The following is a 21,992-nucleotide window of genomic DNA, read 5'->3' as shown; positions in this document are numbered from 1 at the left end:
AGGGGTCTGGATTCGACAATCCAAGGGAAAAAAACACGCCCTCGTCACGGTGCGATGTGGGCGTATCGTTTTTCCAGCACATGGGGGAACACTTGGGCGCTGGTCAGTTCCTCCAAATCCTTGGCGAAGCGGGGCAGGTGTTCGTCCTTCATCAAAATGCGAAGGCGCACCGCCGCCCCAAAGTCGCTGTCCTCCACCACTGTTTCATAGCGGGGGAGTATGTAGGTGATCTTGCCATAGAGGGAGTAATCCATAGTCAGCTCCAGCACGGTGCAGGGTTGCATATTCAGGATGCCGGCGGCGTCCACCGCCAGCTTTGCGCCGTGGGAATAAGCCCGGACCAGGCCCCCTGCCCCCAGCAGCACCCCGCCAAAGTACCGGGTGACCACCACACAACAATCCACCAGCCCCTCTTTGAGCAGCACCTCCAGGACCGGCACGCCGCCGGTGCCCTGGGGCTCCCCGTCGTCGGAGTAGCGGCGGATCTGCCCCTCCCGCAGCACATAGGCATAGACGTTGTGGTTCGCCTCCCGGTGCCGTTCCTTCACCGACTGGATAAAGGCCACTGCTTCTTCCTCGGTGCTGACTGGCTGGATCGACCCGATAAACCGGGATTTTCGCTCCACAAATTCGTCGGTGCCAAAGCCGCGGATGGTCTTGTAACCGGACTGGGCCATGGGGGTTCCTCCATTCTATGAAAATTAGGGCGGTGCAAACTCGATCTGCACCGCCCCTATCCACTTGTTATCTCGATGCGAACTACTTGTCCAGACCGAAGCGTTTGTTGAAGCGATCAACGCGGCCGCCGGTATCGACCAGTTTCTGTCTGCCAGTGAAGAAAGGATGGCATTTGGAGCAAACCTCCACGCGGATATCCTTTTTGGTAGAGCAGGTCTCTATAACTTCACCACAAGCACAAGTGATTGTTGTAGGTCCATAGTTGGGATGAATACCTTTTTTCATGTAAAAGTCACCTCTTTCAAATCCATATGCCTTCTGCGCATATAACAGTAATATGTTAGCATAACCCCAAACAAAATGCAAGCCTTTTTTCTGGGAAATGTTGATAACCTGCCCTTACGCGCCCAAAAACTCCTTTGCCCAACCGGAAAGCTGCTGGTAAAAGTTTTCCACAGCCTGGCGGTCCTCCCCGGTGAGGGAGTAGTACACCTTGATTTTCGGCTCGGTGCCGGAAGGCCGGATGATCACCGATGAGCCTCCCTCCAGGCCGTACTCCAGCACATTGGATTTGGGAAGGCCGATCGTCTCCGCTTCGTCGCCGCACACCCGCTGGGAGGAGGCATAATCCGCACGGGAAACCACCTTCTGCCCGGCGATCTCGGCGAGGGGCTCCTTGCGCAGGCCCTCCATAATGGCAGCCATCTTCTCCATGCCGTCGGACCCTTCAAAGGCGAAGCTGTCCACCGCGTTTTTGTAATAGCCCACCTCGGCATACAGGGCGTCAAGGGCGTCCACCAGGGTGCGGCCCTGGGATTTGTGCCAAGCGGTCATCTCGGCGATGAGCATCGATGCCACCACCGCATCCTTATCCCGCACATAGCTGCCCACCAGGTAGCCATAGCTCTCTTCGAATCCCAGGAGGAATCGGCCTTCCTCCCCCTTAGCTTCCAATTCGCCGATCAACTCGCCGATGTATTTGAACCCGGTGAGGACATTCCTTACCTCCACCCCGTATTTTGCCGCCACCGCATCCACCATGCTGGTGGTGACGATGGTTTTCACCATCAGGGGATGCTCTGGCATGGTGCCGTTTTCCTTCCGGCTGGAGGCGATGTAGTCCAGCAGGAGGACGCCCACCTGGTTGCCGGTGAGCATCACCATCTCCCCGTTGTGGCGCACCGCGATACCCACCCGGTCGCAGTCCGGGTCGGTGGCCAGCAGCAGGTCGGCCTGGAGTTCATCGGAGAGGTTGATGCCCAGCTGCAATGCCTCTTTTACCTCGGGATTGGGGTAGGGGCAGGTGGGGAAATCGCCGTCCGGGTGCTCCTGTTCCGGCACCACATATACATCCCGCATGCCGGTGCGGGCCAAAACCTCCCGCACCATCCGCAGCCCCGAGCCATTGAGAGGGGTATAGATGATCCGGATGGGGCACTGTTCCCCAATGCCGGGGTTGACCCGCTGTTCCATTACCTTTTCCAGGTAAGCCTCCTCGACCGACTGCTCAATGCAGCGGATGTTGCCTACATTGGTGGCCATGTCATAGGCGCCCCGCTTTACATCGTCAAACAGGTCGGTGCGGCGGATCTCCCGGGAGATCTCCTCAACCGCCTCCTCGGTGATCTGGCAGCCATCGGGGCCGTACACCTTGTACCCGTTGTACTGGGCGGGATTGTGGCTGGCGGTGATGTTGATCCCCGCGTGGCACCGGAAATAGCGAACGGCGAAGGAAAGGCAGGGGGTGGGCATGATATCTGGGTACAGCCAGACGGTGATGCCGTTGCCCACCAATACCTGGGAGGCATCCCGGGCAAATTCACGGGATTTGCGGCGGCTGTCATAGGCGATAGCCACAAAGGGGCGCTCATAATGGTTGTTGAGATAGTTGGCAAGGCCCTGGGTGGCCTGTCCCACCGTGTAGATATTCATCCGGTTGGAGCCGGCCCCCAGAATTCCTCGCAGGCCCGCCGTCCCAAAGGAGAGGGAGGTGTAAAACCGCTCGTAGATCTCTTTGTTCTTCTTTTCAATTTCGGCAAGCTCCTGGATAAGGTCTTTATCGTCGATTCGGTGGGAGCGCCACCGTTCGTATTCCCGTTTGATTTCCTCTGGAAGTTCCTCTTTGTGAAAAAGCTGTTTGATCTGGTCCATGAAACCCATATTGTACAAACCTCCTTTATATCTTTGTTTGTGGGCCCCCACGTACAATTCCCGCGCGCCGCTCGCTCTCCGCCTAAAGCTGCACCCACGCGACCGGCGTACCTTGCCGTTTGCCATGGTACAATAGCCACAGCTTCATTGTGGCTATTGTACCATGGCAAATCCTGTTTGGCAACGAATAACCGGAAATATCTTCCAAACTAGATTCGACGTTTTTCACCGATATTATGGTAAAACTATCTAATATTTTTTCAATATGTTTTCTTTTCTTAGAATTTATGCTACAATATTTGCAAAGAAATTATGGGGGAAGAACCCCTTCTGTCGCAATGCGGCAACAGGGTTTTTCCCGTTTGAGCTGACAGTATTATCTAAAATGCGGCGGCATGCCCCTTATGACGGGAAAGCCGCCCCATCCTAAAGGAGGAGATTCCCTGTGTTCTGCAGCACCAGAAGCATCGGACTTTTGGGTTTGGAGCCCTTTTTGATCTCGGCCGAGGCTGACCTTACCCGGGCGATCCCCTCCTTTGACATCGTCGGCTTGCCGGATGCGGCGGTCCGGGAGTCCCGGGACCGGATTCGTTCCGCCATAAAAAACAGCGGCTTCGATTTCCCGGAGCGGAAGGTGGTAGTCAACCTGGCTCCCGCCGGCACCAAAAAAGCCGGGGCTTCTCTGGATTTAGCCATCTGTGTGGCGCTGCTCCAGGCCGCCGGCCAGCTGGAAGGGGATTTCTCCTCCATGGCCTTTGTGGGGGAACTCTCCCTGGGTGGGGAGATCCGTCCGGTACACGGGGTACTCCCCATGGCCCTAGGGGCCAAACAGCTGGGGATCGCCTCCTTATTTGTCCCCTATGAAAATGGGGCCGAAGGAGCTGTTGTACAGGGAATCACTGTCTACCCAGTCAAAAACCTGGCCGAGCTAGCGGAACACCTGCGGGGAACCCACACCTTGTCGCCAGCACAGCCCCTTCCCGAAGGGGAACTCCCCTCAGGCCCTTTGCCAGATTTTGCAGAGGTCAAAGGCCAGCAGGCCGCCAAACGTGGGCTGGAGGTGGCTGCCGCAGGGGGACACAATCTCCTGATGATCGGCCCGCCTGGCACGGGGAAAAGCATGCTGGCCAAGCGTCTCCCCTCCATCCTGCCGCCCCTCTCCTATGAGGAGTCGGTGGAGGTGACCCAGGTCTATTCGGTTGGCGGCCTCCTCACCAGCGGAGGACTGCTGCGGCAAAGGCCCTTCCGGGCGCCTCACCACACCGTTTCGCCTGCCGGTCTCACCGGGGGAGGGTCCAGCCCCAAGCCCGGTGAAATCTCCCTGGCCCACCGCGGGGTGTTGTTTTTAGACGAGTTGCCCGAATTCTCCCGCCAAGCCATGGAGGCCCTGCGTCAGCCCCTTGAAGACGGGGTAGTGACTATTTCCCGGGCCAATGCCCGCATCACTTACCCCAGCCAAGTGATGCTGGTGGGGGCGATGAACCCCTGTCCCTGCGGGTACTACGGCCACCCGACCCGGCCCTGTACCTGCTCGCCGGCCGCAGTGACCCGGTATCTCTCCCGGGTGAGCGGCCCCCTGCTCAGCCGCATCGACCTGCACATTGAGGTACAGCCAGTGGAATACGAGGCCTTTTCCTCCCCCACCCCAGAGGAATCCTCCCGGGAGATCCAAAAGCGGGTGATAGCTGCCCGGGAATTCCAGAGGCTGCGGAACCCCTCCATCCTCTGCAACGCCCAGATTCCCCCTTCTCTCCTGAGGCAGAGCTGCCCGCTGGACGATGGGGCCGACCGCCTGTTAAAAGCCGCTTTTGAGCGGATGGGTCTCTCCGGGCGGGCCTATGAGCGGATTTTGAAAATGGCCCGCACCATCGCTGACCTGGATAGGAGCGAGGTCATCCGCGCTCCACACATCAGTGAGGCGGTGCAGTACCGCAGTTTGGACCGAAAATATTGGAACCGCTGACAGCCCTCCACCAAGAAGGGCCCTCAATGGAATGAAACTCCAAGCCGCCTCCTCATCCTCATTTTCGGGGGACCGCCGGCTAGAAATCTCAAAGGGGCCGTTGCCCCTCAAGGAGGAATATTTCTGTCAGAAAAAACCATCGACCTCTTCCGCCGGATTGTGGAGGAAACCCACGCCTCCAAGGAGGAGGAGCACATCCATATTCTGGTAGACTGCAACCCCAAAATGCCCAGCCGGCAGGAGGCCATCCTCTGCGGCGGGCCAAGCCCCGTCCCCGCCATGGTGGAGACCGCCCGCAACCTTCAGCAAGCCGGGGCAGACTGCATCATACTGGGGGCAAACACCGCTCACTATTTTCTGGATGAAGTGTCCGCCCAGGTTGATATCCCCTTCCTAGACATCCTGGAGGAAGCGGTGAAAGAACTGCTCCGCCAGGTGCCCCAGGCCAAACGGGTAGGGGTGCTAGCCACCTCCGCCGCTATGGAATCTGGGCTCTACCAGAGCTACTGCGCCCGCCGTGGGATAGAGGTCATCCCCTTGGATCCCACTGTTCAGCAAGCCGTGCAAACTTCCATCTTCCACTTCAAATACCACGGCCTCCTGCCAGAGAACCGCCAGTCCATGGCGGACGCTGCCCACCGTCTGGTGGAACAAGGCGCAGAAGCTCTCCTTTTGGGCTGCACCGAAATTCCCCTCATCCTGTCAGGGGTAGATTTTCCCATCCCGGTCATCGACCCCAATGCAGCTATCGCCCGGGCGGCAGTCGCCTACGCCAAAGGCATCCCCTGCTCCGTCTAATGGCCGTCTTTGAGTTCCTAAATTGAAAAGGGAACACAGCAAAAGGGGCGGCAACTGCTCCGATGAAAACCTATACCTTTATGGAAACATTTGAATGCAATTCCTATCTCTATGACACGACGGGGTTTGGGGGAGGAAGCGTTGATGCTGCCCGTTTCCAGGACGAACTCAACCTCCTGGGCAGCGATGGATGGGAATTGGTGAGCAGCTTTTCCACCACCCAATCACAAGGCTCATCCAAAAGCATTGTCTGCATCTTCAAACGCAAACGAATTTGAAGACACAATATATACAAAAAGTATTTTTCTTTATCTAAAATCCAAATTACACAAAAAATAGCACTGCGGTTTTTGATTTGCCTTATGCTTTTGGGCTGGATGCCTCTTCCAAAGAAGCGCTGTCCTCCTCTCCCTTTTGGCCTAACGGAGCTTCTCCAGCAAACGGCTCAGTTCTTCCACCGATTGGACCACAAAATCCGCCCCGGCCGCTTCTAGCTCCCCGGGGGCGGCATAGCCATAACGCACCCCAATGGAAGCGACTCCATTGGCCTTTGCCCCCAGAATGTCATATTTGCGGTCGCCTACCATGACTGTTTGATCTGGCCGGGCGCCCAACTGGTGCAGGGCTTCGGCAATAACCTCCTTTTTCTCCCCCGGGAGTTGTCCGGCAGACTGCCTACCGCCACTTTAAAATAGGGCGCTAAGCTAAAGTGTTCTAGAATCTGCACGGCATAGGTCTCCAGCTTGGAGGTGGCCACCCCCAGAGTGAATCCGGACTGGACGAAACGGTCCAACATCTCCGGGATGCCGGGATAGATCTGGTTTTCATACAGGCCCTGGGTTCCAAACCGCTCCCGGTACTTGACCACGGCAGCCTGGGCAGTTGCTTCATCAAACCCGCACTCCTCCCGGAAAGAATCCAACAGAGGCGGGCCAATAAAACAGGCAAGGCTGTCCGGGTCCTCCACCTGGATGCCAAACTGGGCCAGGGCATATTGGACGCTGGTGGTGATGCCGACCTTAGGGTCGGTCAAAGTGCCATCCAGGTCGAACAAAATGTATTTTACCATTGAAAAATTCCTCCTTGTAATACAGAAGCACCCCCACCGAATCCGGTAGGGGTGCTAATTTTAGAACGATTACAGCAGGGATACACTGGCAAACACAGCCGCAAACACAATGGAGACGGTGGAAACCAGTTTAATCAGAATGTTGATGGCAGGACCAGAGGTGTCCTTGAAGGGATCGCCCACGGTGTCGCCGACAACAGCAGCTTTGTGGTTGTCGCTGCCTTTGCCGCCCAGGTTGCCAGCCTCAATGTGCTTCTTGGCGTTATCCCAAGCGCCGCCGGCGTTGGACATCATAACAGCCAGGACAAAACCGGTGACAGTGCAGCCGGCCAGCATGCCAGCCACGCCGTTGACACCCAGGATCAAGCCCACCACGATGGGAACCACCACAGACAGGATTGCCGGAGGAATCATCTCTTTCTGAGCGGATCTGGTGCACATGTCCACACAGGTGGCGTAGTCCGGTTCCGCAGTGCCTTCCATCAGGCCCTTGATCTCCCGGAACTGACGGCGAACCTCGGTGACGATGCTCATAGCGGCACGGTTAACCGAGCTCATGGTCATAGCGGCAAACACGAAGGGGATCATACCGCCGACAAACAGACCGATCAAAACGGTGGGGTTGATGATCCGCAGGTCGAACGCATTGGCATCAACCAGCTCAACCTGCTGGATGAAGGAAGCGATCAAGGCCAGGGCAGTCAGCGCGGCAGAACCGATGGCAAAGCCTTTACCGGTAGCTGCGGTGGTGTTGCCCAGGGAGTCCAGAGCATCGGTTCTCTTGCGGACGTCTTCGCCCAAGCCAGCCATCTCGGCGATACCGCCGGCGTTGTCAGCCACAGGGCCGTAAGCATCGGTAGCCAGGGTGATGCCCAGAGTGGACAGCATGCCCACTGCGGACAGGCCAACGCCGAACAAGCCGGTGTTGAAATCCACAGGACCGCCGGTGAGGATACCACCGGCCAGATAGTAGCTGACCAAAACGGAGATACCAACGATGACCACAGGGATGGCGGTGGACATCATACCCAGGGACAGACCGCTGATGATGACAGTGGCAGGGCCGGTCTCAGAGGAGGCGGCCAACACCTGGGTGGGTTTGTAGGTATCAGAGGTGTAGTACTCGGTGAAGTAACCGATCAGGATGCCAGCCAGCAGACCAGAGAGGATGGCGAAATACAGGCCAATCTGCTCCATGCCGAAGGCATATTGGATCAAGAAGAAGCTGCACACAGCAACCAGCACAGAGCTGATGTAGGTGCCTTTGCGCAAAGATTTGAGCAGATCCATCTGAGTGGCGTCCTCTTTGGTTTTGACAAAGAAGGTGCCGATGATGGAGGCAAACACGCCGATGGCAGCCAGGGCCATGGGCACAGCCATACCGGTCAGGCCAAAGCCAGCGGTGACAGCCAGGGCACAAGCGGACAGGCGAGCGCCTGCATAGGATTCAAACAGGTCGGCGCCCATACCAGCGACGTCGCCCACGTTGTCGCCCACGTTGTCGGCGATGACGGCGGGGTTACGGGGGTCATCCTCAGGGATGCCTGCCTCAACTTTACCCACCAGGTCAGCGCCTACGTCAGCGGCCTTGGTAAAGATACCGCCGCCCACTCTGGCGAACAGAGCCATAGCGGAAGCGCCCATACCGAAGGTCAACATAGCGGAGGAGATCTGAACTGCCTGCTCTGCTGCTGGCAAGTTCGAATAATAGAACTTCAGGATGTAGTACCAGATGGACATATCCAGAAGGCCCAGGCCAACAACCGAGAAGCCCATGACTGCGCCGGCGGAGAAGGCCACTTTCAGGCCCTTGTTCAGGCTATGCTCCGCAGCGTAAGCGGTTCTGGCGTTGGCGGATGTGGCAATGTTCATGCCGAAGTAGCCGGACAGCGCGGAGAATACACCACTGCTGACAAAAGCCACGGGGACAAACATGTTCACATAACCCAAGAAGCTCAGGCCCATCAATACGACAAACATGATCGCGAAAAATACGGCGACACCTTTGTACTGGCGTTTGAGATATGCCATTGCGCCACTTCTGATGGATGCGGCAATCTTCTGCATCTCGGGGGTGCCTTCGCTCTCGGATGTTACCTTTTTGGACAGCGAGAACGCGAAGAGCAGCGCCGCGACTGCGCCGATCGGTGCCAGGATCATCAAATCCATTTCTTCCACTCCTATTCATACTTACGTTTTTGTTCATGTTCCACGCAACAGCTATGATAACACACTTTGCCTCCAAAGTCTGTTCACAGAAGCGACAAACATTCCACAAAAATCTGTAACTATTTTATGGCATATTTACCTGTTTGTCAACAAACAACGGCAAAAATTAGCCCTGTTTTTTCTAGTTTTGCCATAAAATAGTGGAATATACAGAAATCGCCGCAGGATTGCTCGCGCCAATTGGTCATTTTTTTATCCTTTTGGCAGTCCAATAAGAAGAAAACCGTCGGCACGTGTCAATTGATTCACAACCAAACCTTCCCCCACTCCCCTCTTTGTGCTATAATAAAGAAAATATATGGGGGACAAACCCAGGGCCAAATCCCTCAAATTTTTTGCCCATATGGAGGAGGTTTTTTATGAAACAGCCCATCATCATCGGCATTGCCGGCGGAACCGGCTCCGGCAAAACCACCTTGGCCCGCAAGCTCAAGGAAGCCTTCCAAGAGGATGTCACCATCCTGTGCCATGATTATTATTATAAATGCAATGACCATCTCCCCTTCTCCCAGCGGGTCACCCTCAACTACGACCACCCCAACGCCTTTGACACCGATTTGATGGTGGACGACCTGAAAAAGCTCAAACAGGGCATTGGTATCGACCACCCAATCTATGACTTTGTCCAGCACACCCGCAGGCCGGAGACGGTGCACGTCGATCCCACCCCGGTGATCATTGTGGAGGGGATTTTGATTTTTGAAAACAAAGCCCTCACCGATTTGATAGATATCAAGGTGTTTGTGGACACCGACGCCGACGTCCGCCTGATCCGGCGGCTGCTGCGGGATGTCAAGGAACGGGGCCGGGATCTGGATTCGGTAGTCAACCAGTATCTGGCCACCGTCAAGCCGATGCACGAACAGTTTGTGGAACCCAGCAAGCGCAATGTGGATATCATCATCCCTGAAGGAGGCCACAACCGGGTGGCCATCGGCATGCTGCTGGAGCAGATCAGTTCCTTTTTGCAGCAGTGATGACCCGTGTTGACCTTAAAAAGTCCGCCCAGACAGGCGGGCTTTTTTGTATTCCCAAGCCTTTTTTCTCTGGCAATCGGCTGGGGGATGGAAAATATTTCACGGATTTTCCTCTCTATATCCCTTTTTATTCTGTTATCCTTTACAAAAACCTTTGCAGAGGCGGATTTGTTCTTGACTCCCTTGCTTTTATACTTTAATATGTTAAATAATATGACCGCCAAAGGAGGTATCCCCATGAAACAGAAAAAATACGGCTTGCCAACGGCCATCACCATGATCGTCGGCATTGTTATCGGCTCCGGCATCTTTTTTAAAAGCGACAATATCCTCGTCTACACCGGGGGCAACGTCGCCATTGGCATCCTGGTCTTCTCCCTAGCGGCCATCAGCATCATCTTTGGCGGGGTAGCCGTCGGAGAGCTGGCCGCCCGCACCGACGAGCCCGGGGGCCTGGTCACCTATGCCCAGCAGTTCTGCTCGGACCGCGCCGCCTGCGGTTTTGGCTGGTTCCAGCTGTTTTTGTACTGCCCTTCCCTGGTCTGTGTAGTCTCCTGGGTAGGCGCGCTTTACACCTTTATGCTATTCGGGGTAGAATCCACCCTGCTTCAGCAGGTCCTGCTGGGGTGCGGCTACATTCTTCTTTTCTTCTCCCTGAATATTATCTCCGCTAAGCTGGGGGGATATTTTCAAAATCTTGCCACCATCATCAAGCTTCTCCCCCTTATGCTCATCGCCGGGGTCGGCCTTCTGTTCGGCGACCCTCTGCCTATGATGGGGGAATCCCTTTCCACCGCCGCTTCGGTTTCCCCAGGTTGGATTGCCGCAGTGGGCCCTATCGCCTTCGCCTTTGACGGCTGGATCATCTCCACATCGGTGGCCCACGAGATCAAAGATTCCAAGCGGAACCTTCCCCTTGCGCTGATCATCTCCCCGCTGTTTATCCTGCTGGCATACATCTTGTATTTTGTGGGGATCTCCGCCCTGGTGGGGCCGGAGCAGGTCATGGCCATGGGGGACGCCCATGTGGACTATGCCGCCAACCTCCTCTTCGGCCCGTCGGGCGCTAAGATTCTGTTGGTATTCATCGTGGTCTCGGTGTTGGGCACAGTCAACGGCCTGGTACTTGGCCTGATCCGGATGCCCCATGCCCTGGCCATCCGGGGAATGCTCCCCGCTTCCCACCTGTTTTCCTCAATCCACAGCAAACTGGGGGTATCCCTCCCCTCCGCCCTTTTCTCCTTCGCTCTTTCCCTGTGCTGGATGGTGATCCATTATTTCACCCAGCGCTACGGCCTTCTCCCCAATTCGGATATTTCGGAAATTTCCATCACTATTTTGTACGGCGGCTATTTGGTCCTTTACTGGAAGGTGATCCAGCTGGCGCGCCAGGGAGAGATCCAAAGCCCCCTTCGGGGATATGTCGTCCCTCTGCTGGCCTCGGTAGGTTCCCTATTTATCCTGTGGGGCGGGATGCAGAACCCCCTGTTCCCGCTGTACGCCCTCACCTGTGCTGGTGTGCTGTTTCTTTCCCAGTGGTATTACCGCCGGGCTTTTTCTTCCCCAAAAGAAAGCTAAAAAATCCCCCCTGTTAATACAGGGGGGATTTTTTTGTATCTTCTTTTACCAGCTCCTTCCACCGCCTCCGCCGTGGCCGCCGCCGGAGAAGCCGCCGCTTCTTCCGGATCTCCCGCTACCCCGGTTGGATGATCGGGCAGAAGGCGGTGGCGGGGGAACAGAGGTCATGACATGGGCCATAGAACGGGTGCAGCGGTTCAGCCGCCGAACCATCCACATGGTGGTGTAAACCGAATGGGGGTCGCTGCTGACATACCAGGTCGGCGGCGGCACCGCGATAGATTCAAACTGTTTGGCCCACTTGTCAGTGAGGCCCAACACATAGGCAAAGGGCAGGACGCTGTAAAAATACTCCGGGTTTTCCTCCACCAGGGTGTTGATCCGGTCCAGCTCCGCCGTTTCGATAAATTCCCGCAGGCCCAGAATCTTCTCGGTCCAAGCCTGGCCCTGGGGGGTGTGTTTCTTCGTGACCACGGCCAGCAGTGCCAGCAGGACACTGGCCCCAATGCATAGGAGGGTGGCCGCCGGCATACTCACAATATAAACCCCATAGCACATCAAAAACAGGAGGGACACCCCGCACAGCACACAGGAGCCGCCGAAGAGGCCCAGCCGCTTACCGGAGGATTGGCTGTTCCATCGGTCATAGGTGACCATCATCAGGATGAGGGAGACCAGGAAGAGCACAGCAAACAGCGCAACCGGCACAAACCACAGCTCGCTGACAACCTTTATGTAGGAGCCTAGAAGAGCCAAGGCGGCGATGGGGACAATGGCGATCAGAGAGGCAAGCACCCGCGCCACCTGGGAGCTTCTGGTAAAGATGCGCCGGCTCTTGGAAGACTGGAAGTAGTCCTTTAGCTGGGTCTTGGAGCTCTCTAAAGTGGAGTGGAACTTCTCCTCCAGCTCTTTGTCGCTCACCGAATCTCGGCTGTGAAAAAGGCCCTGGAACAGGATGTTTTCATAGGATTTGGCATCCATGGGGAGCTCCTGTAGTTTGTAGAGCACAAACCCCGGGTCAGTCTCCTCAATTTTCAGGTAGCCCTTGCTGGCCCAGTAGATGATGAGGGAGATCAAATCCTCATTGTCAGAATAGCCGTCGATGATATACCCTACATCGGCGCTGGTCAGCCCTTCTGGAGGGTAGAACTCGATGGTGGGGACCAGCTTTTCATCCCGTCCCAGCTTAAACCAGAGGAAGATCCCCGCCGCCCCCGCCGCCAGGGTGATGGCGTAAAGGAGGACCACCAGGCCCAGGTCAGTGCGCACCCCCACAAAGTAGCCGTCGGGCAGGTTGACCCGCAGGGTGATCCCCTCGCCGGGGGAAAGGGAGCGGGTCAACTGGCCGGAAATGGTGTTGCCGCTGACCGACCAATCCACCAAACCGGTATCCACCCCTCCGTACCGGCCTCCGGTGAATTCCACCTTTTGGGTATCAAAGGACTTGGGCAAGGTGACGGTGAAGGCCCCCGCTGCGATGGGGGCATCCCAATCATCGGGGATCAGGTTGTAATACACCTCGTCCAGGATGGAGGTCCCATCCTCCCCGGGGTCGTAGGAATAAGAGATGCGGTAGCTCTGGTCGCCGGTGACGTACCGGTTGGGATCGCCGATTTGAATGACAAAATTGCCGTCCTCTTTGTAGGTGGTGAAGGGGGCGCCTTCCACATTGACATCGGTGATTTTGGCCCGGTAGCTGTGTTGGAGCAGTTTCCCTTCAATCTCCCGGCCAATGGCCCCCCGGTAGGTGATATACCGCAGGATTCCACGGCGAGACTGGTTGTAATGGACGTTCAGCTCCTCAGTGACGTGGTAGACATTGTCCTCCCCCACCTGGATGGAGACGTTGTATTGGTCAATTTCATAGGCGTAGCGGCTGGAGGTTCGGCTCGGGCGGCCGCTCACTGCAAAACCGGAACAAGTGAATAAAAACACCAGCGCCGCCGCCAGCAGGAATGCGGACAATCGTTTGTGTTTGATGGGGTTCGCCTCCTTTTTTCTTCAGGTTTGGGGGCTTAGAACTGCACCCGGACGTTCTCCCGCTCCGAGGGGTCGTTGACCTCAAACATCGAGCGGCGGTTGAAGTGGAAGGCAGAGGCGATCAAATTGCTGGGGAACATCTCAATCTTGCTGTTATACTGCCGCACCACTGCGTTGTAATATTTGCGGGAGGAGGCGATTTCATCCTCCAAATGGGCCAGCTGATTCCGCAGGTCGGCAAATCCGGTATCCGCTTTCAGCTGGGGATATGCCTCGCTGACGGCAAACAAGGACCGAAGGGTGCCCTGGAGCATATTCTCCCCCTTGATCCGATCCTCGGTGGAAGAGGCGTTCATCGCCATATTCCGGGCGGCGATAACCCCTTCCAAGGTCTTGGACTCATGGGCGGCATATGCCTTCACCGTCTCCACCAGGTTGGGGATCATGTCGTACCGTTTTTTCAGGTAGACGTCCATGGTGGAGAAGGACTCCTCACATTTGTTTTTCAGCTTGACCAAGCCGTTGTAGGCGGCGATGATCCAAACTACCAGGGCGATGAGCACGATCAATAGAATCCATTTAACCATTGTTTTTTCCTCCAAATATAAGGTAAGCACTGCGGCCCTCCAGAAGGAGTTTTTGCCTCAGCCGCTGCATGTCCAGTGCCATATGAGTATTATATCATATTTTTGTGGGAGAATCCAAAGCGAAATCCCCTCAATTTGCCCCCTTTGGACAGGGATTGGTGGAATTGCCCCCGTTGGCGGCCTGCACTTGCTGCTGCACCTCCAATTGCGCCCTGCGGCCCGCTATGGTGAGGATGACATCTGCCGCCACCGTCAATACATTGCCTAGGTTGTTCAGCTCCTCCGCCGACTTGCCGCCGGAGGAGAGGGAAACCCCCAGCAAAAATCCAAGTGCGCTCAATTCTTCCCCTGTCAAAGGATGCATCCCGTCCCCTCCCCTCCTAAAATGCCTATGCAAAGGTTGATGGGTGAGAACCGGCCAACTAAAATTTCCCCCTTCTCCCGTCAACGCCAGGAAAGTCCCCGCACCAATCCAAAATATTTCCGCCTTTACAAATATACTCATAAAGTATATAATTGATCCATATGGAATCAATGAAACGAGGTGCATGGTATGGGATATTCCCTTTGGCTCGCTTTTTTAGGCACCGGCTTCTCCTTTTTGGGGACAACGGCTGGCTCCGCTATGGTATATCTGTTCCGGGATGATATGGACGCCCGCGTTCACCGGGTCTTCCTGGGTTTTGCCTCCGGCGTGATGATCGCGGCTTCCTTTTGGTCGCTGCTTCTCCCTGCCCTAGATATGGCCGGGGACGGTCTCTCCGCTCTGATTCCCGTCGCCGGCGGGTTCGCTGCCGGAGGGATTTTCCTCTACCTTCTGGATCAATTGATGCCCCACCTCCACGCAGGGGCCGACTGCCCGGAGGGCAAACCCTGTTCCCTGGGCCGCTCCACCTTGCTGGTTCTGGCGGTAACCCTCCACAACATCCCCGAAGGCATGGCGGTGGGCCTCTCCTTCGCCCTGGCAGCCGCAGGGGATTCCACCGTCACCATGGCAGGGTCCATCGCCTTGGCCATTGGCATGGCGCTGCAAAATTTCCCAGAAGGGGCGGCTATCTCCCTTCCCTTGCGCCGGGAGGGCATGAGCCGGCACAAGGCCTTTTTATATGGGGCTGCCTCCGGTGCAGTGGAGCCAGTCGCTGGGATTATCGGCGTGGTGCTGGCCTTTACGGTGGTCCACGTCATGCCGTTTATGCTCTCCTTTGCCGCCGGCGCCATGATCTATGTAGTGATCGACGAACTGGTCCCGGAAGCCTACAACGAACACAGCAACGCCGGAACTTTAGCCGCCTTAGCCGGATTCCTGTTGATGATGGTGCTGGATGTAGCCCTGGGCTAAACTTGACAGTGAGAAAGAAGGAGCGTTATCTATGGATAAAACAGTAATCCCGGCGCGTGGGCTGACCCACAGTGGAAAATTTCACGCCGATGACGTGTTTTCCACCGCCCTGCTGGAACTCCTGAACCCGGAATTCCAGGTGGAACGCGTTCTGGAGGTGCCGGCAGACTTCGATGGCATTGTCTATGATATTGGCGGCGGAGCCTTTGATCACCACCAAACCGGTGCCCCCGTGCGGGAGAATGGGGTTCCCTATGCGGCTTTTGGCCTTCTGTGGCGGGAATATGGCCCCTCCCTGGTGGGGGAGGAAGAAGCCCTTCGGCTGGATGAAAATTGGATTCAACCCCTGGACTTGGAAGACAACACCGGCTGCGGCCATCCCTTAGCCGAGGCCATTGGGGGATTTAACCCCCTGTGGGACTCCCCGGATACACCGGGCGATCGATTCCCCTCTGCTGTGGCCTTTGCCAAGGTGATTTTGCAGCACAAATTGGAGGAGATTTGGGGTATCCAGCGGGCGAAATCCCTTGTGGAGGAAGCCCTTAGCTCTATGGAGGATCGAATTGTCCTCCTGCCCCGGTTTGCCCCGTGGAAAATGAGCCTCCCCAAAAGCGAGGCCCTCTTTGTGGTGTACCCCTCCCAGCGCGGCGGATACAGCGCCCAAGGGGTCCCCGACCCGGAGAGCGGGGAATTGAAATGCCCTTTTCCCCTGGCATGGGCAGGCAAGCGGGACAATGAATTGGCAAAACTCGCTGGACTTTCCACTTTGCGGTTTTGCCACAATAGCCGGTTTTTAATCGCAGCGGATTCCCTAGAGGATGCCCTTGCCGCCTGCCGGATTGCCCAGCGCACAAATGCATAACCGTTTATCCGGAGGGGTGTATCCCCTCCTTTTTTCTGTTTCTTCAGTCGAATTACAAGCGGTAAACTTAAGATTTTATGAACTTCCCGCCCAACCCCTTGAGGTTTGTTCCTTTCATGGTACAATAGTCACAGCAAGGCTGTGCCATTCGAAGAATTGCTTACAGGGCGCAGCCCTGTGCGGCAAGCCGCACCGCAATCCTTACAGCTTGCACAAACTTTCCGTTAAATCAATCACAGCAGAGCTGTGCCATCTGTGTAATGTTATGGTGGAAAAATTGTTGGGCGACGAAAGGAGGGTATCCTATGAAACATCCAAAACTGCGGCTGTTGGCCGTTTTGGCTGCGGTAGTCCTGACTGCTGAAGCGCTGTTTGTCCCCGCTATGGCAGCGGATTCCTTGGAGCAAAACATCAAAAATACCCAGGGCTTTTTCGCGGAAAAACACTCCGCCCCCATCTGGCTGTTCCAGCAGGTCAAGGAGCGGGAGGGCAGTGTCCTCACCCTGTCTGACGATTTCTATTCGGTGGAGTTTAAAAGCGAGGACATTGGCCCCCTTGATCCCAAACTGGAGCGGTATGACCTGAACATGGTCCGGCTCACCGGAGAAAAAGACCTGAAATACGCCAATGAGGCCGTGGGTGAAAAAACCCCAAAATACTTGCTCCGGGTCTCGGACGGGGTCAATTTCCCTGGCAAAGCCACCTTCACCCTGGTGGACTGCCACTTTCGCCCCAACTCTACCCTTCACGTATATGAAGCGCATGAGGATGGCACCTTTACCTTTTTACAGGACACCACAGTGAGTATGAACGGCGATGCCTCCTTTGCCCTTACCAAGGGCGGGGATTACCTGGTGACCTCCCGGCGGGTTGGGGAAAAATTGCCCATGTTTAACTTTGAGCGCCCCACTTTGACCGAGCTCACCGAGCTCCTCACCTTTACCGATACCGATACGGAAAATCAATACTTGTTGGGTGAAGTAACCACCTGGGAAGAGTATTTTGCCAACTACCAGGAGCCGGATTTCCCCTACGATATCGAGTATGATTACCTGGAAGAGGGCCTTTCCTACAGCTATGACCTGGACCACTGGTCCAACCGCAGAGACTAGCGTACACAAAAAGAACCGGGGTATCCGCAGTGGATGCTCCGGTTCTTTTTATTGGGGGAAAGGCTGAGCCGTGGCGGTCAACCCCAACGCGAAAAAGGCCCTGGACCCAAAAGCACATTTAAGGGGGGCCGAACCACCCGTGGCACAGGCGAAGTCAGTACGGTCAGCATCAGCTGACTGTGCCCCCTTAAAAATTCCCCTGTTCCTGGGATAGTATCATATAAAATTATGTATTTGTCTCCGGTTTGGGTTCTTCCAATAAAATTGTATCATGAAAAAGAGAAAAAAGGCGAATATGCGACCACTTGGTAGCAGAGTAGAAATAACTTTGAATATGCCCCGCGAGGGCATCCGCGAAAGCGGAAAAATCCCTCGCTCGAGGCGTGGAGAGCGAGGGATTTTCCGAGCGTACCAATTGTTGCGAGAAGTAGGGGGGGCCGGGGTCTCCCCGGCGAGCTTTCGTCCCTTTCTCTCATTTTAGAAAGGGATCGCGGTGGTTTGGGGGCGTGCAACGCCCCATAAAATCAGTTTCAGGATGGAATCTTGAATGGGGTTAGGGGCCGACAGGAAGGCCCCTACGATCCGGGCACCCACACCTTTTCCAAAGAGCGCACCCCCAAGATGTGCAGGCAGCGCATCTCCTCAATAGCATAGGTGGAAAGGGGGCGGTTGTCGCTGTCAATGCTATGGGCCGCCACCAAGGTATTCCTCAACGTGGCGGGATTTCCCCGGGAAACCACCACTGGGCTGTGGTGGAACACCCTTCGGCCGGTGAGACGCAGCTGAATGACATCCCCTGGCTCCACCTGTTCCAGCGGAACCTCATCGGCATAGGGGCCGATTCCCCGGTTCTCGGTGAGGAATTGATAGAGGTAAATCACACCCGTCCATGCCGGGGCGCGGTGGTGCAGGTCGTAGTAATACCATCCGTAGGTGGGAGTGGGGTTCATCACCCCCGCCCCTGCATAGATGCACTGGGAGGCAAAGTTGGTGCAGTCGCCCCCCAGCTCTTCAAAATCGGTAAAGGCGGGGTTGCGGCCAAAGGCCCATTTATGGGCGTACTGCACAGCAAGTTCTCGGTTGTATGGACGGTGGACATATTCTTTCATCGGTCCCTTCCCCCTTTCAAACCATCCTATGCCAGCGTGGGAAGGGGAGTTCCCGGGCAGAAAAAAAGCCCCGCTTGGGGCTTGTGGAAAACTCTTATTTGTGGTACCGGGTCCCGGCTTGAATGGAAAAGGCCCGGTAGATCTGTTCCAGCAGCATGACCCGGGCCAGCTGGTGGGGAAAGGTCATTTTGGACATGGAAAGCTTCATCCGGGCGGCGGCTTTCACCTGGTCGGAAAGGCCGCAGGAACCCCCAATGACAAAGGCGATGCTGCTCACTCCCTGGATGGAAAGTTCCGCCATCCGGCCTGCCAACTCCTCAGAAGAGAGCTGTTTTCCCTCGATGCAAAGCATAACGGGGTAGCATCCAGCCGGCAGTTTTTGAAGGATCCGCTTTCCCTCCTCCTCCATCCCCGCCCGGATCTGGGCTTCGCTGGGGCGGTCCGGCAGCTTGTATTCCTCAATTTCGGTGATGGTCAGTTTGCAGAACGCCCCCAGCCGTTTTTGGTATTCAGCACTGGCCTGCCGCAGGTAACTTTCTTTCAACTTCCCCACCGCAAGAATGTGGACAGACAGCATCTTCCCTTCCCCCTTTACAAAATCATCATCTCGCCGGGATCACACCGCGGCGCCACCGACAGGAGGTAATCCTCCCCCAGGCGGCAGCCGGCTTCCTCCAGGGTTCCACGGATGGTCTCATAGGCCAATTGGGGCAGGTTGTTCTCCTTGCTCAGATGGCCCAAAACCACCCGGGTCGTCCCTGTTTTGACCAGCTCCTTGGCCTCGCAGGCACAGAAGTCGTTGGAGAGATGCCCCATATTCCCTTTGATCCGCCGCTTGAGGGAATAGGGATAGGGGGAGGTGATCAGCATCCCCTCGTCGTAGTTGGATTCCAGCAACACCAAATCGCAGCCGGAAATCCCCGCATGCACCTCCTGGGAAACATATCCCAAGTCGGTGGCAATGCCGATTTTGCGCTCATCCGGGGTGTATATCCGGTATCCAGCGCTTCCCAGGCTGTCGTGGGAGGTCTCAAAATGCTCTATGTACAGTTCCCCCAGGTCAAAGCCCAGGGAAGGCAGCGGGTTCAAATCGGCACCAGGGGGGACAAGGTCGTTCTGTGCCAGGTATTCCATGGATTTTTCCGGCCCGAACACCGGGATGGGCAGCTTTTTGAGCAAGACTTTCAGCCCTTTGATGTGGTCCACATGCTCGTGGGTGATCAAGATTCCCCCGATGGCCTTCAGGGGGATCTCCCGCTGGGCCAAGGCGGTTAAAATTGCCTTGCAGGAGGCTCCTGCATCCACCAGGACGCCGCCTTCGGCGCTGCCCACATAGGCGCTGTTTCCGCTGCTGCCGCTGCATAGGGGACAAAAACGTGCCATGCTCTTCCTCTTTCCACCAGGGGGCCTGGACGCATAGCCGCGCCCTCCCCCTTTTTTGATTCCTCCCGCGGGAAGGCCACCCATCCCCCGGGCAATTTTAACGGGAAACCGGGGCGCCGGCGGCGCTTCCGATCCTCCGCTCCCCAATCTGGGAATCCCCCTTGGGGACAGCTCTGAATAAAACTCCAAAAAAGGATCGGATCATCTGCCCAAAAACAGATCATCCGGTCCTTTTTCACCGTATGCTACAATGCTTTGGCCATCGCGCCCTCTACCACGTCGATCTTTTCGATGTCCGCACCCAAGGCGACCAGCTTGTCCACAATGTTTTCGTAGCCCCGTTCAATATAATGGATGTCCTCAATATAGGTGGTACCTTGGGCCATCAGCCCGGCGATGAGAAGGGCTGCCCCCGCCCGCAGATCGGTGGCTTTCACCGGTGCGCCGGAAAGGGATGGAACCCCTTCCACCACAGCGACCTTGCCATCCACCTGAATTTTTGCGCCCATCCGCTTGAGCTCATCGGTGTAGCGCATCCGGTTATCCCAGACCCCTTCGGTGACGATGCTGGTGCCCTGGGCCATGGTGAGCATAGCGGTCATCTGGGGCTGCATGTCAGTGGGGAAGCCGGGATGGGGCATGGTCTTGATGTTTACCTTTTCAATGGGGGCTTCCCGCCGCACCCGGATGCTGTCGTCGTATTCGATGACCTCCGCCCCGGATTTGACCAGTTTATCGGTGATAGATTCCAAGTGTTTGGGAATGACATTTTTGATAAGGACGTCACCGTAGGTGGCGGCGGCGGCAACCATATAGGTGCCCGCCTCAATCTGGTCCGGGATGATGGAATAGGTAGTGCCGTGGAGGATATCCACCCCATGGATTTTGATGACATCGGTGCCAGCGCCCCGGATATCTGCCCCCATGGAGTTGAGGAAGTTGGCCAAGTCCACAATGTGGGGTTCTTTGGCCACATTTTCCAGGATGGTGAGGCCCTTGGCTTTGACTGCCGCCAGCATGACGTTGATCGTCGCCCCGACGGATACCACGTCAAAATAGATGTGGGATCCCAAGAGGAGATCGGCCTTGGCGTTGATCATGCCGCCGTCGATGGTGACATTGGCGCCCAACGCTTCAAACCCCTTGATATGCTGGTCAATGGGCCGAACGCCGAAATCGCACCCACCGGGCATGGAGACGCTGGCCTCGTTGCAGCGGCCCAGCAGAGACCCCAAAAAATAATAGGAAGCCCGCATCTGCCGCGCCATTTCATAGGTGACGGTGGGCTCCACCAAATGGGTGGTGTCAATCTCCACTGTGGTTTTGTTGAGAATGCGGATAGTTGCACCCATCCCCTCCAATATATGAAACAAATTGGTCACATCACTGATGTTGGGAATATTTTCAATCACACAGCGATCCTTGGCCAAAACCGTAGCGGGTATGATGGCGACGACGGCGTTTTTTGCACCGCCGATGGTGACCTCTCCCCGCAAGGACGCGCCGCCTTGAACGACAAACTTCTCCAAAGCGTTTACTCCCTTTCCATATAGAAATCCTCTGCCTATAAAACCGGCAAAAAAACAACCCCTTTGGCTACAAGCGGCAACAAGCGCCAAAGAGAAACATGAAAAAACAAAAAAATCGGATTTGTATCTCGCTGGGTCTTCGCAGAAAACAAACTCTTTCTGTCGTTATTATATCACCGCGGCAGGCAAAATAAAAGCCCTCGGGAAATTTACCGCCAATCTGCGCCTTTTGTTTCATAATTATTTCCGCTCGGTGACATCTCTTAGCTAACCCATCCAAAATTATGTAAAAAAATAAGGTTAATCAGACATTTTTCACAATATAATTGGGTTCAACTGGCAAAACCATTTTCTTTCCTCTGGCACCATAATGCCCCTTCCAAAATGGCCTACAATTTCTCCTCACGGCTCTGTGGCAACTAGTATTATAGCAACCTTTCCGAAAAATTTCTACGAAATTTCGTCTCTTCCTGTTATTTTTTATTGATTGCCATAGGAGATTTATAAAGTGACCATGAGGCATCTCTGGAGGATCTTTGAAACCGCAGTGTTTGTCCAAGCAGGCCGGACATATACAGGATAATCAAGCGAACAGAATTTTTTTAATTTTAATACTTTGCCCCCGCCCAGGCAGAAAAATACGGCGGG

The 21,992-nt window shown here is 55.7% G+C and carries 21 protein-coding genes; 8 read left to right on the top strand and 13 right to left on the bottom strand.

What is annotated here, in order from left to right; translation table 11 throughout:
- Positions 1-44 precede the first annotated feature (44 nt).
- The 3 genes from BQ5353_RS09625 to BQ5353_RS09620 form a co-directional block, all read right to left on the bottom strand.
- A complete protein-coding gene (locus BQ5353_RS09625) occupies positions 45-677 on the bottom strand; it encodes a YigZ family protein (RefSeq protein WP_054331804.1) in 633 nt (210 codons plus the stop codon).
- A gap of 82 nt (positions 678-759) precedes the next feature.
- On the bottom strand, positions 760-963 hold the full coding sequence (gene rpmE / locus BQ5353_RS12460; RefSeq protein WP_074026324.1) for a 50S ribosomal protein L31: 204 nt from the start codon (positions 961-963) through the stop codon (positions 760-762).
- Positions 964-1,077: 114 nt separating this feature from the next.
- Positions 1,078-2,829: a phospho-sugar mutase gene (locus tag BQ5353_RS09620; RefSeq protein ID WP_054331839.1), complete on the bottom strand. Its 1,752-nt coding sequence runs from the start codon at positions 2,827-2,829 to the stop codon at positions 1,078-1,080.
- A gap of 445 nt (positions 2,830-3,274) precedes the next feature.
- Between BQ5353_RS09620 and BQ5353_RS09615 the strand changes: the two genes are divergently transcribed.
- From BQ5353_RS09615 to BQ5353_RS09605, 3 genes are all read left to right on the top strand, one after another.
- Positions 3,275-4,792: a YifB family Mg chelatase-like AAA ATPase gene (locus BQ5353_RS09615; protein ID WP_143117212.1), complete on the top strand. Its 1,518-nt coding sequence runs from the start codon at positions 3,275-3,277 to the stop codon at positions 4,790-4,792.
- 54 nt (positions 4,793-4,846) lie between these two features.
- Positions 4,847-5,590: a cysteate racemase gene (cuyB, locus tag BQ5353_RS09610; RefSeq protein WP_204211328.1), complete on the top strand. Its 744-nt coding sequence runs from the start codon at positions 4,847-4,849 to the stop codon at positions 5,588-5,590.
- Between the two features lie 62 nt (positions 5,591-5,652).
- Positions 5,653-5,868 carry a DUF4177 domain-containing protein gene (locus BQ5353_RS09605; RefSeq protein ID WP_233424509.1) on the top strand — a complete coding sequence of 72 codons (216 nt, stop codon included), beginning with the start codon at positions 5,653-5,655 and terminating at the stop codon, positions 5,866-5,868.
- Between the two features lie 141 nt (positions 5,869-6,009).
- Here the strand turns inward: BQ5353_RS09605 and BQ5353_RS13445 are convergent, their stop codons facing one another.
- The 3 genes from BQ5353_RS13445 to BQ5353_RS09595 form a co-directional block, all read right to left on the bottom strand.
- Positions 6,010-6,177, bottom strand: a complete 168-nt coding sequence (locus BQ5353_RS13445) for an HAD hydrolase-like protein (RefSeq protein ID WP_407657166.1) — start codon at positions 6,175-6,177, stop codon at positions 6,010-6,012.
- A complete protein-coding gene (locus tag BQ5353_RS09600) occupies positions 6,171-6,659 on the bottom strand; it encodes an HAD hydrolase-like protein (RefSeq protein ID WP_321164295.1) in 489 nt (162 codons plus the stop codon). The genes BQ5353_RS13445 and BQ5353_RS09600 overlap by 7 nt, the downstream gene beginning before the upstream one ends.
- 69 nt (positions 6,660-6,728) lie before the next feature.
- Positions 6,729-8,828 (bottom strand): sodium-translocating pyrophosphatase, encoded by a 2,100-nt coding sequence (locus tag BQ5353_RS09595; protein WP_054331802.1) that lies wholly within the window; start codon positions 8,826-8,828, stop codon positions 6,729-6,731.
- Positions 8,829-9,247: 419 nt separating this feature from the next.
- Here BQ5353_RS09595 and udk point away from each other — a divergent pair, with 419 nt between their 5' ends.
- Together udk and BQ5353_RS09580 are read left to right on the top strand one after the other, a co-directional pair.
- On the top strand, positions 9,248-9,865 hold the full coding sequence (gene udk, locus BQ5353_RS09590) for a uridine kinase (protein WP_054331801.1): 618 nt from the start codon (positions 9,248-9,250) through the stop codon (positions 9,863-9,865).
- Between the two features lie 237 nt (positions 9,866-10,102).
- Positions 10,103-11,443, top strand: a complete 1,341-nt coding sequence (locus tag BQ5353_RS09580; RefSeq protein WP_054331837.1) for an APC family permease — start codon at positions 10,103-10,105, stop codon at positions 11,441-11,443.
- Positions 11,444-11,488: 45 nt separating this feature from the next.
- Here BQ5353_RS09580 and BQ5353_RS09575 read toward each other — a convergent pair whose 3' ends face one another.
- The 3 genes from BQ5353_RS09575 to BQ5353_RS09565 form a co-directional block, all read right to left on the bottom strand.
- Positions 11,489-13,378: a DUF2207 domain-containing protein gene (locus tag BQ5353_RS09575; protein WP_204211300.1), complete on the bottom strand. Its 1,890-nt coding sequence runs from the start codon at positions 13,376-13,378 to the stop codon at positions 11,489-11,491.
- Positions 13,379-13,458: 80 nt separating this feature from the next.
- Positions 13,459-14,010 carry a LemA family protein gene (locus tag BQ5353_RS09570; RefSeq protein ID WP_054331836.1) on the bottom strand — a complete coding sequence of 184 codons (552 nt, stop codon included), beginning with the start codon at positions 14,008-14,010 and terminating at the stop codon, positions 13,459-13,461.
- 130 nt (positions 14,011-14,140) lie between these two features.
- On the bottom strand, positions 14,141-14,374 hold the full coding sequence (locus BQ5353_RS09565) for a hypothetical protein (RefSeq protein ID WP_054331799.1): 234 nt from the start codon (positions 14,372-14,374) through the stop codon (positions 14,141-14,143).
- Positions 14,375-14,563: 189 nt separating this feature from the next.
- Here BQ5353_RS09565 and BQ5353_RS09560 point away from each other — a divergent pair, with 189 nt between their 5' ends.
- The 3 genes from BQ5353_RS09560 (at position 14,564) to BQ5353_RS09550 (ending at position 17,323) form a co-directional block, all read left to right on the top strand.
- A complete protein-coding gene (locus tag BQ5353_RS09560; RefSeq protein ID WP_054331798.1) occupies positions 14,564-15,349 on the top strand; it encodes a ZIP family metal transporter in 786 nt (261 codons plus the stop codon).
- A gap of 31 nt (positions 15,350-15,380) precedes the next feature.
- On the top strand, positions 15,381-16,211 hold the full coding sequence (locus BQ5353_RS09555; protein WP_071428022.1) for an MYG1 family protein: 831 nt from the start codon (positions 15,381-15,383) through the stop codon (positions 16,209-16,211).
- A gap of 305 nt (positions 16,212-16,516) precedes the next feature.
- Entirely contained in the window at positions 16,517-17,323 is an 807-nt protein-coding gene (locus tag BQ5353_RS09550) for a hypothetical protein (protein ID WP_054331797.1), read from the top strand.
- A 575-nt stretch (positions 17,324-17,898) separates the two neighbouring features.
- Here the strand turns inward: BQ5353_RS09550 and BQ5353_RS09545 are convergent.
- The 4 genes from BQ5353_RS09545 to BQ5353_RS09530 form a co-directional block, all read right to left on the bottom strand.
- Complete coding sequence (locus BQ5353_RS09545) at positions 17,899-18,432, bottom strand: amidase domain-containing protein (RefSeq protein ID WP_054331796.1); 534 nt, start codon at positions 18,430-18,432, stop codon at positions 17,899-17,901.
- A gap of 94 nt (positions 18,433-18,526) precedes the next feature.
- The gene (gene rlmH, locus BQ5353_RS09540) at positions 18,527-19,009 is read right to left on the bottom strand and encodes a 23S rRNA (pseudouridine(1915)-N(3))-methyltransferase RlmH (RefSeq protein WP_054331795.1); all 483 of its coding nucleotides are present in this window, start codon (positions 19,007-19,009) and stop codon (positions 18,527-18,529) included.
- Positions 19,010-19,023: 14 nt separating this feature from the next.
- Entirely contained in the window at positions 19,024-19,815 is a 792-nt protein-coding gene (locus BQ5353_RS09535) for an MBL fold metallo-hydrolase (protein ID WP_071428020.1), read from the bottom strand.
- Between the two features lie 245 nt (positions 19,816-20,060).
- Positions 20,061-21,344 (bottom strand): UDP-N-acetylglucosamine 1-carboxyvinyltransferase, encoded by a 1,284-nt coding sequence (locus tag BQ5353_RS09530; protein ID WP_071428018.1) that lies wholly within the window; start codon positions 21,342-21,344, stop codon positions 20,061-20,063.
- Positions 21,345-21,992 lie beyond the last annotated feature (648 nt).

Origin of the sequence: Merdimmobilis hominis, assembly GCF_900104615.1 — a bacterium.
Classification (GTDB): domain Bacteria; phylum Bacillota; class Clostridia; order Oscillospirales; family Ruminococcaceae; genus Merdimmobilis; species Merdimmobilis hominis.
This window is presented reverse-complemented; position numbering and strand designations above follow the sequence as displayed.

Excerpts from the sequence above, each read along its gene's own strand:
- BQ5353_RS09625 (WP_054331804.1), bottom strand. The coding sequence starts at position 677 with ATGGCCCAGTCCGGTTACAAGACCATCCGCGGCTTTGGCACCGACGAA.
- rpmE (WP_074026324.1), bottom strand. The coding sequence starts at position 963 with ATGAAAAAAGGTATTCATCCCAACTATGGACCTACAACAATCACTTGT.
- BQ5353_RS09620 (WP_054331839.1), bottom strand. The coding sequence starts at position 2,829 with ATGGACCAGATCAAACAGCTTTTTCACAAAGAGGAACTTCCAGAGGAA.
- BQ5353_RS09605 (WP_233424509.1), top strand. The coding sequence starts at position 5,653 with ATGAAAACCTATACCTTTATGGAAACATTTGAATGCAATTCCTATCTC.
- BQ5353_RS13445 (WP_407657166.1), bottom strand. The coding sequence starts at position 6,177 with ATGGTAGGCGACCGCAAATATGACATTCTGGGGGCAAAGGCCAATGGA.
- BQ5353_RS09600 (WP_321164295.1), bottom strand. The coding sequence starts at position 6,659 with ATGGTAAAATACATTTTGTTCGACCTGGATGGCACTTTGACCGACCCT.
- BQ5353_RS09595 (WP_054331802.1), bottom strand. The coding sequence starts at position 8,828 with ATGGATTTGATGATCCTGGCACCGATCGGCGCAGTCGCGGCGCTGCTC.
- udk (WP_054331801.1), top strand. The coding sequence starts at position 9,248 with ATGAAACAGCCCATCATCATCGGCATTGCCGGCGGAACCGGCTCCGGC.
- BQ5353_RS09580 (WP_054331837.1), top strand. The coding sequence starts at position 10,103 with ATGAAACAGAAAAAATACGGCTTGCCAACGGCCATCACCATGATCGTC.
- BQ5353_RS09570 (WP_054331836.1), bottom strand. The coding sequence starts at position 14,010 with ATGGTTAAATGGATTCTATTGATCGTGCTCATCGCCCTGGTAGTTTGG.
- BQ5353_RS09565 (WP_054331799.1), bottom strand. The coding sequence starts at position 14,374 with ATGCATCCTTTGACAGGGGAAGAATTGAGCGCACTTGGATTTTTGCTG.
- BQ5353_RS09560 (WP_054331798.1), top strand. The coding sequence starts at position 14,564 with ATGGGATATTCCCTTTGGCTCGCTTTTTTAGGCACCGGCTTCTCCTTT.
- BQ5353_RS09555 (WP_071428022.1), top strand. The coding sequence starts at position 15,381 with ATGGATAAAACAGTAATCCCGGCGCGTGGGCTGACCCACAGTGGAAAA.
- BQ5353_RS09550 (WP_054331797.1), top strand. The coding sequence starts at position 16,517 with ATGAAACATCCAAAACTGCGGCTGTTGGCCGTTTTGGCTGCGGTAGTC.
- BQ5353_RS09545 (WP_054331796.1), bottom strand. The coding sequence starts at position 18,432 with ATGAAAGAATATGTCCACCGTCCATACAACCGAGAACTTGCTGTGCAG.
- rlmH (WP_054331795.1), bottom strand. The coding sequence starts at position 19,009 with ATGCTGTCTGTCCACATTCTTGCGGTGGGGAAGTTGAAAGAAAGTTAC.
- BQ5353_RS09535 (WP_071428020.1), bottom strand. The coding sequence starts at position 19,815 with ATGGCACGTTTTTGTCCCCTATGCAGCGGCAGCAGCGGAAACAGCGCC.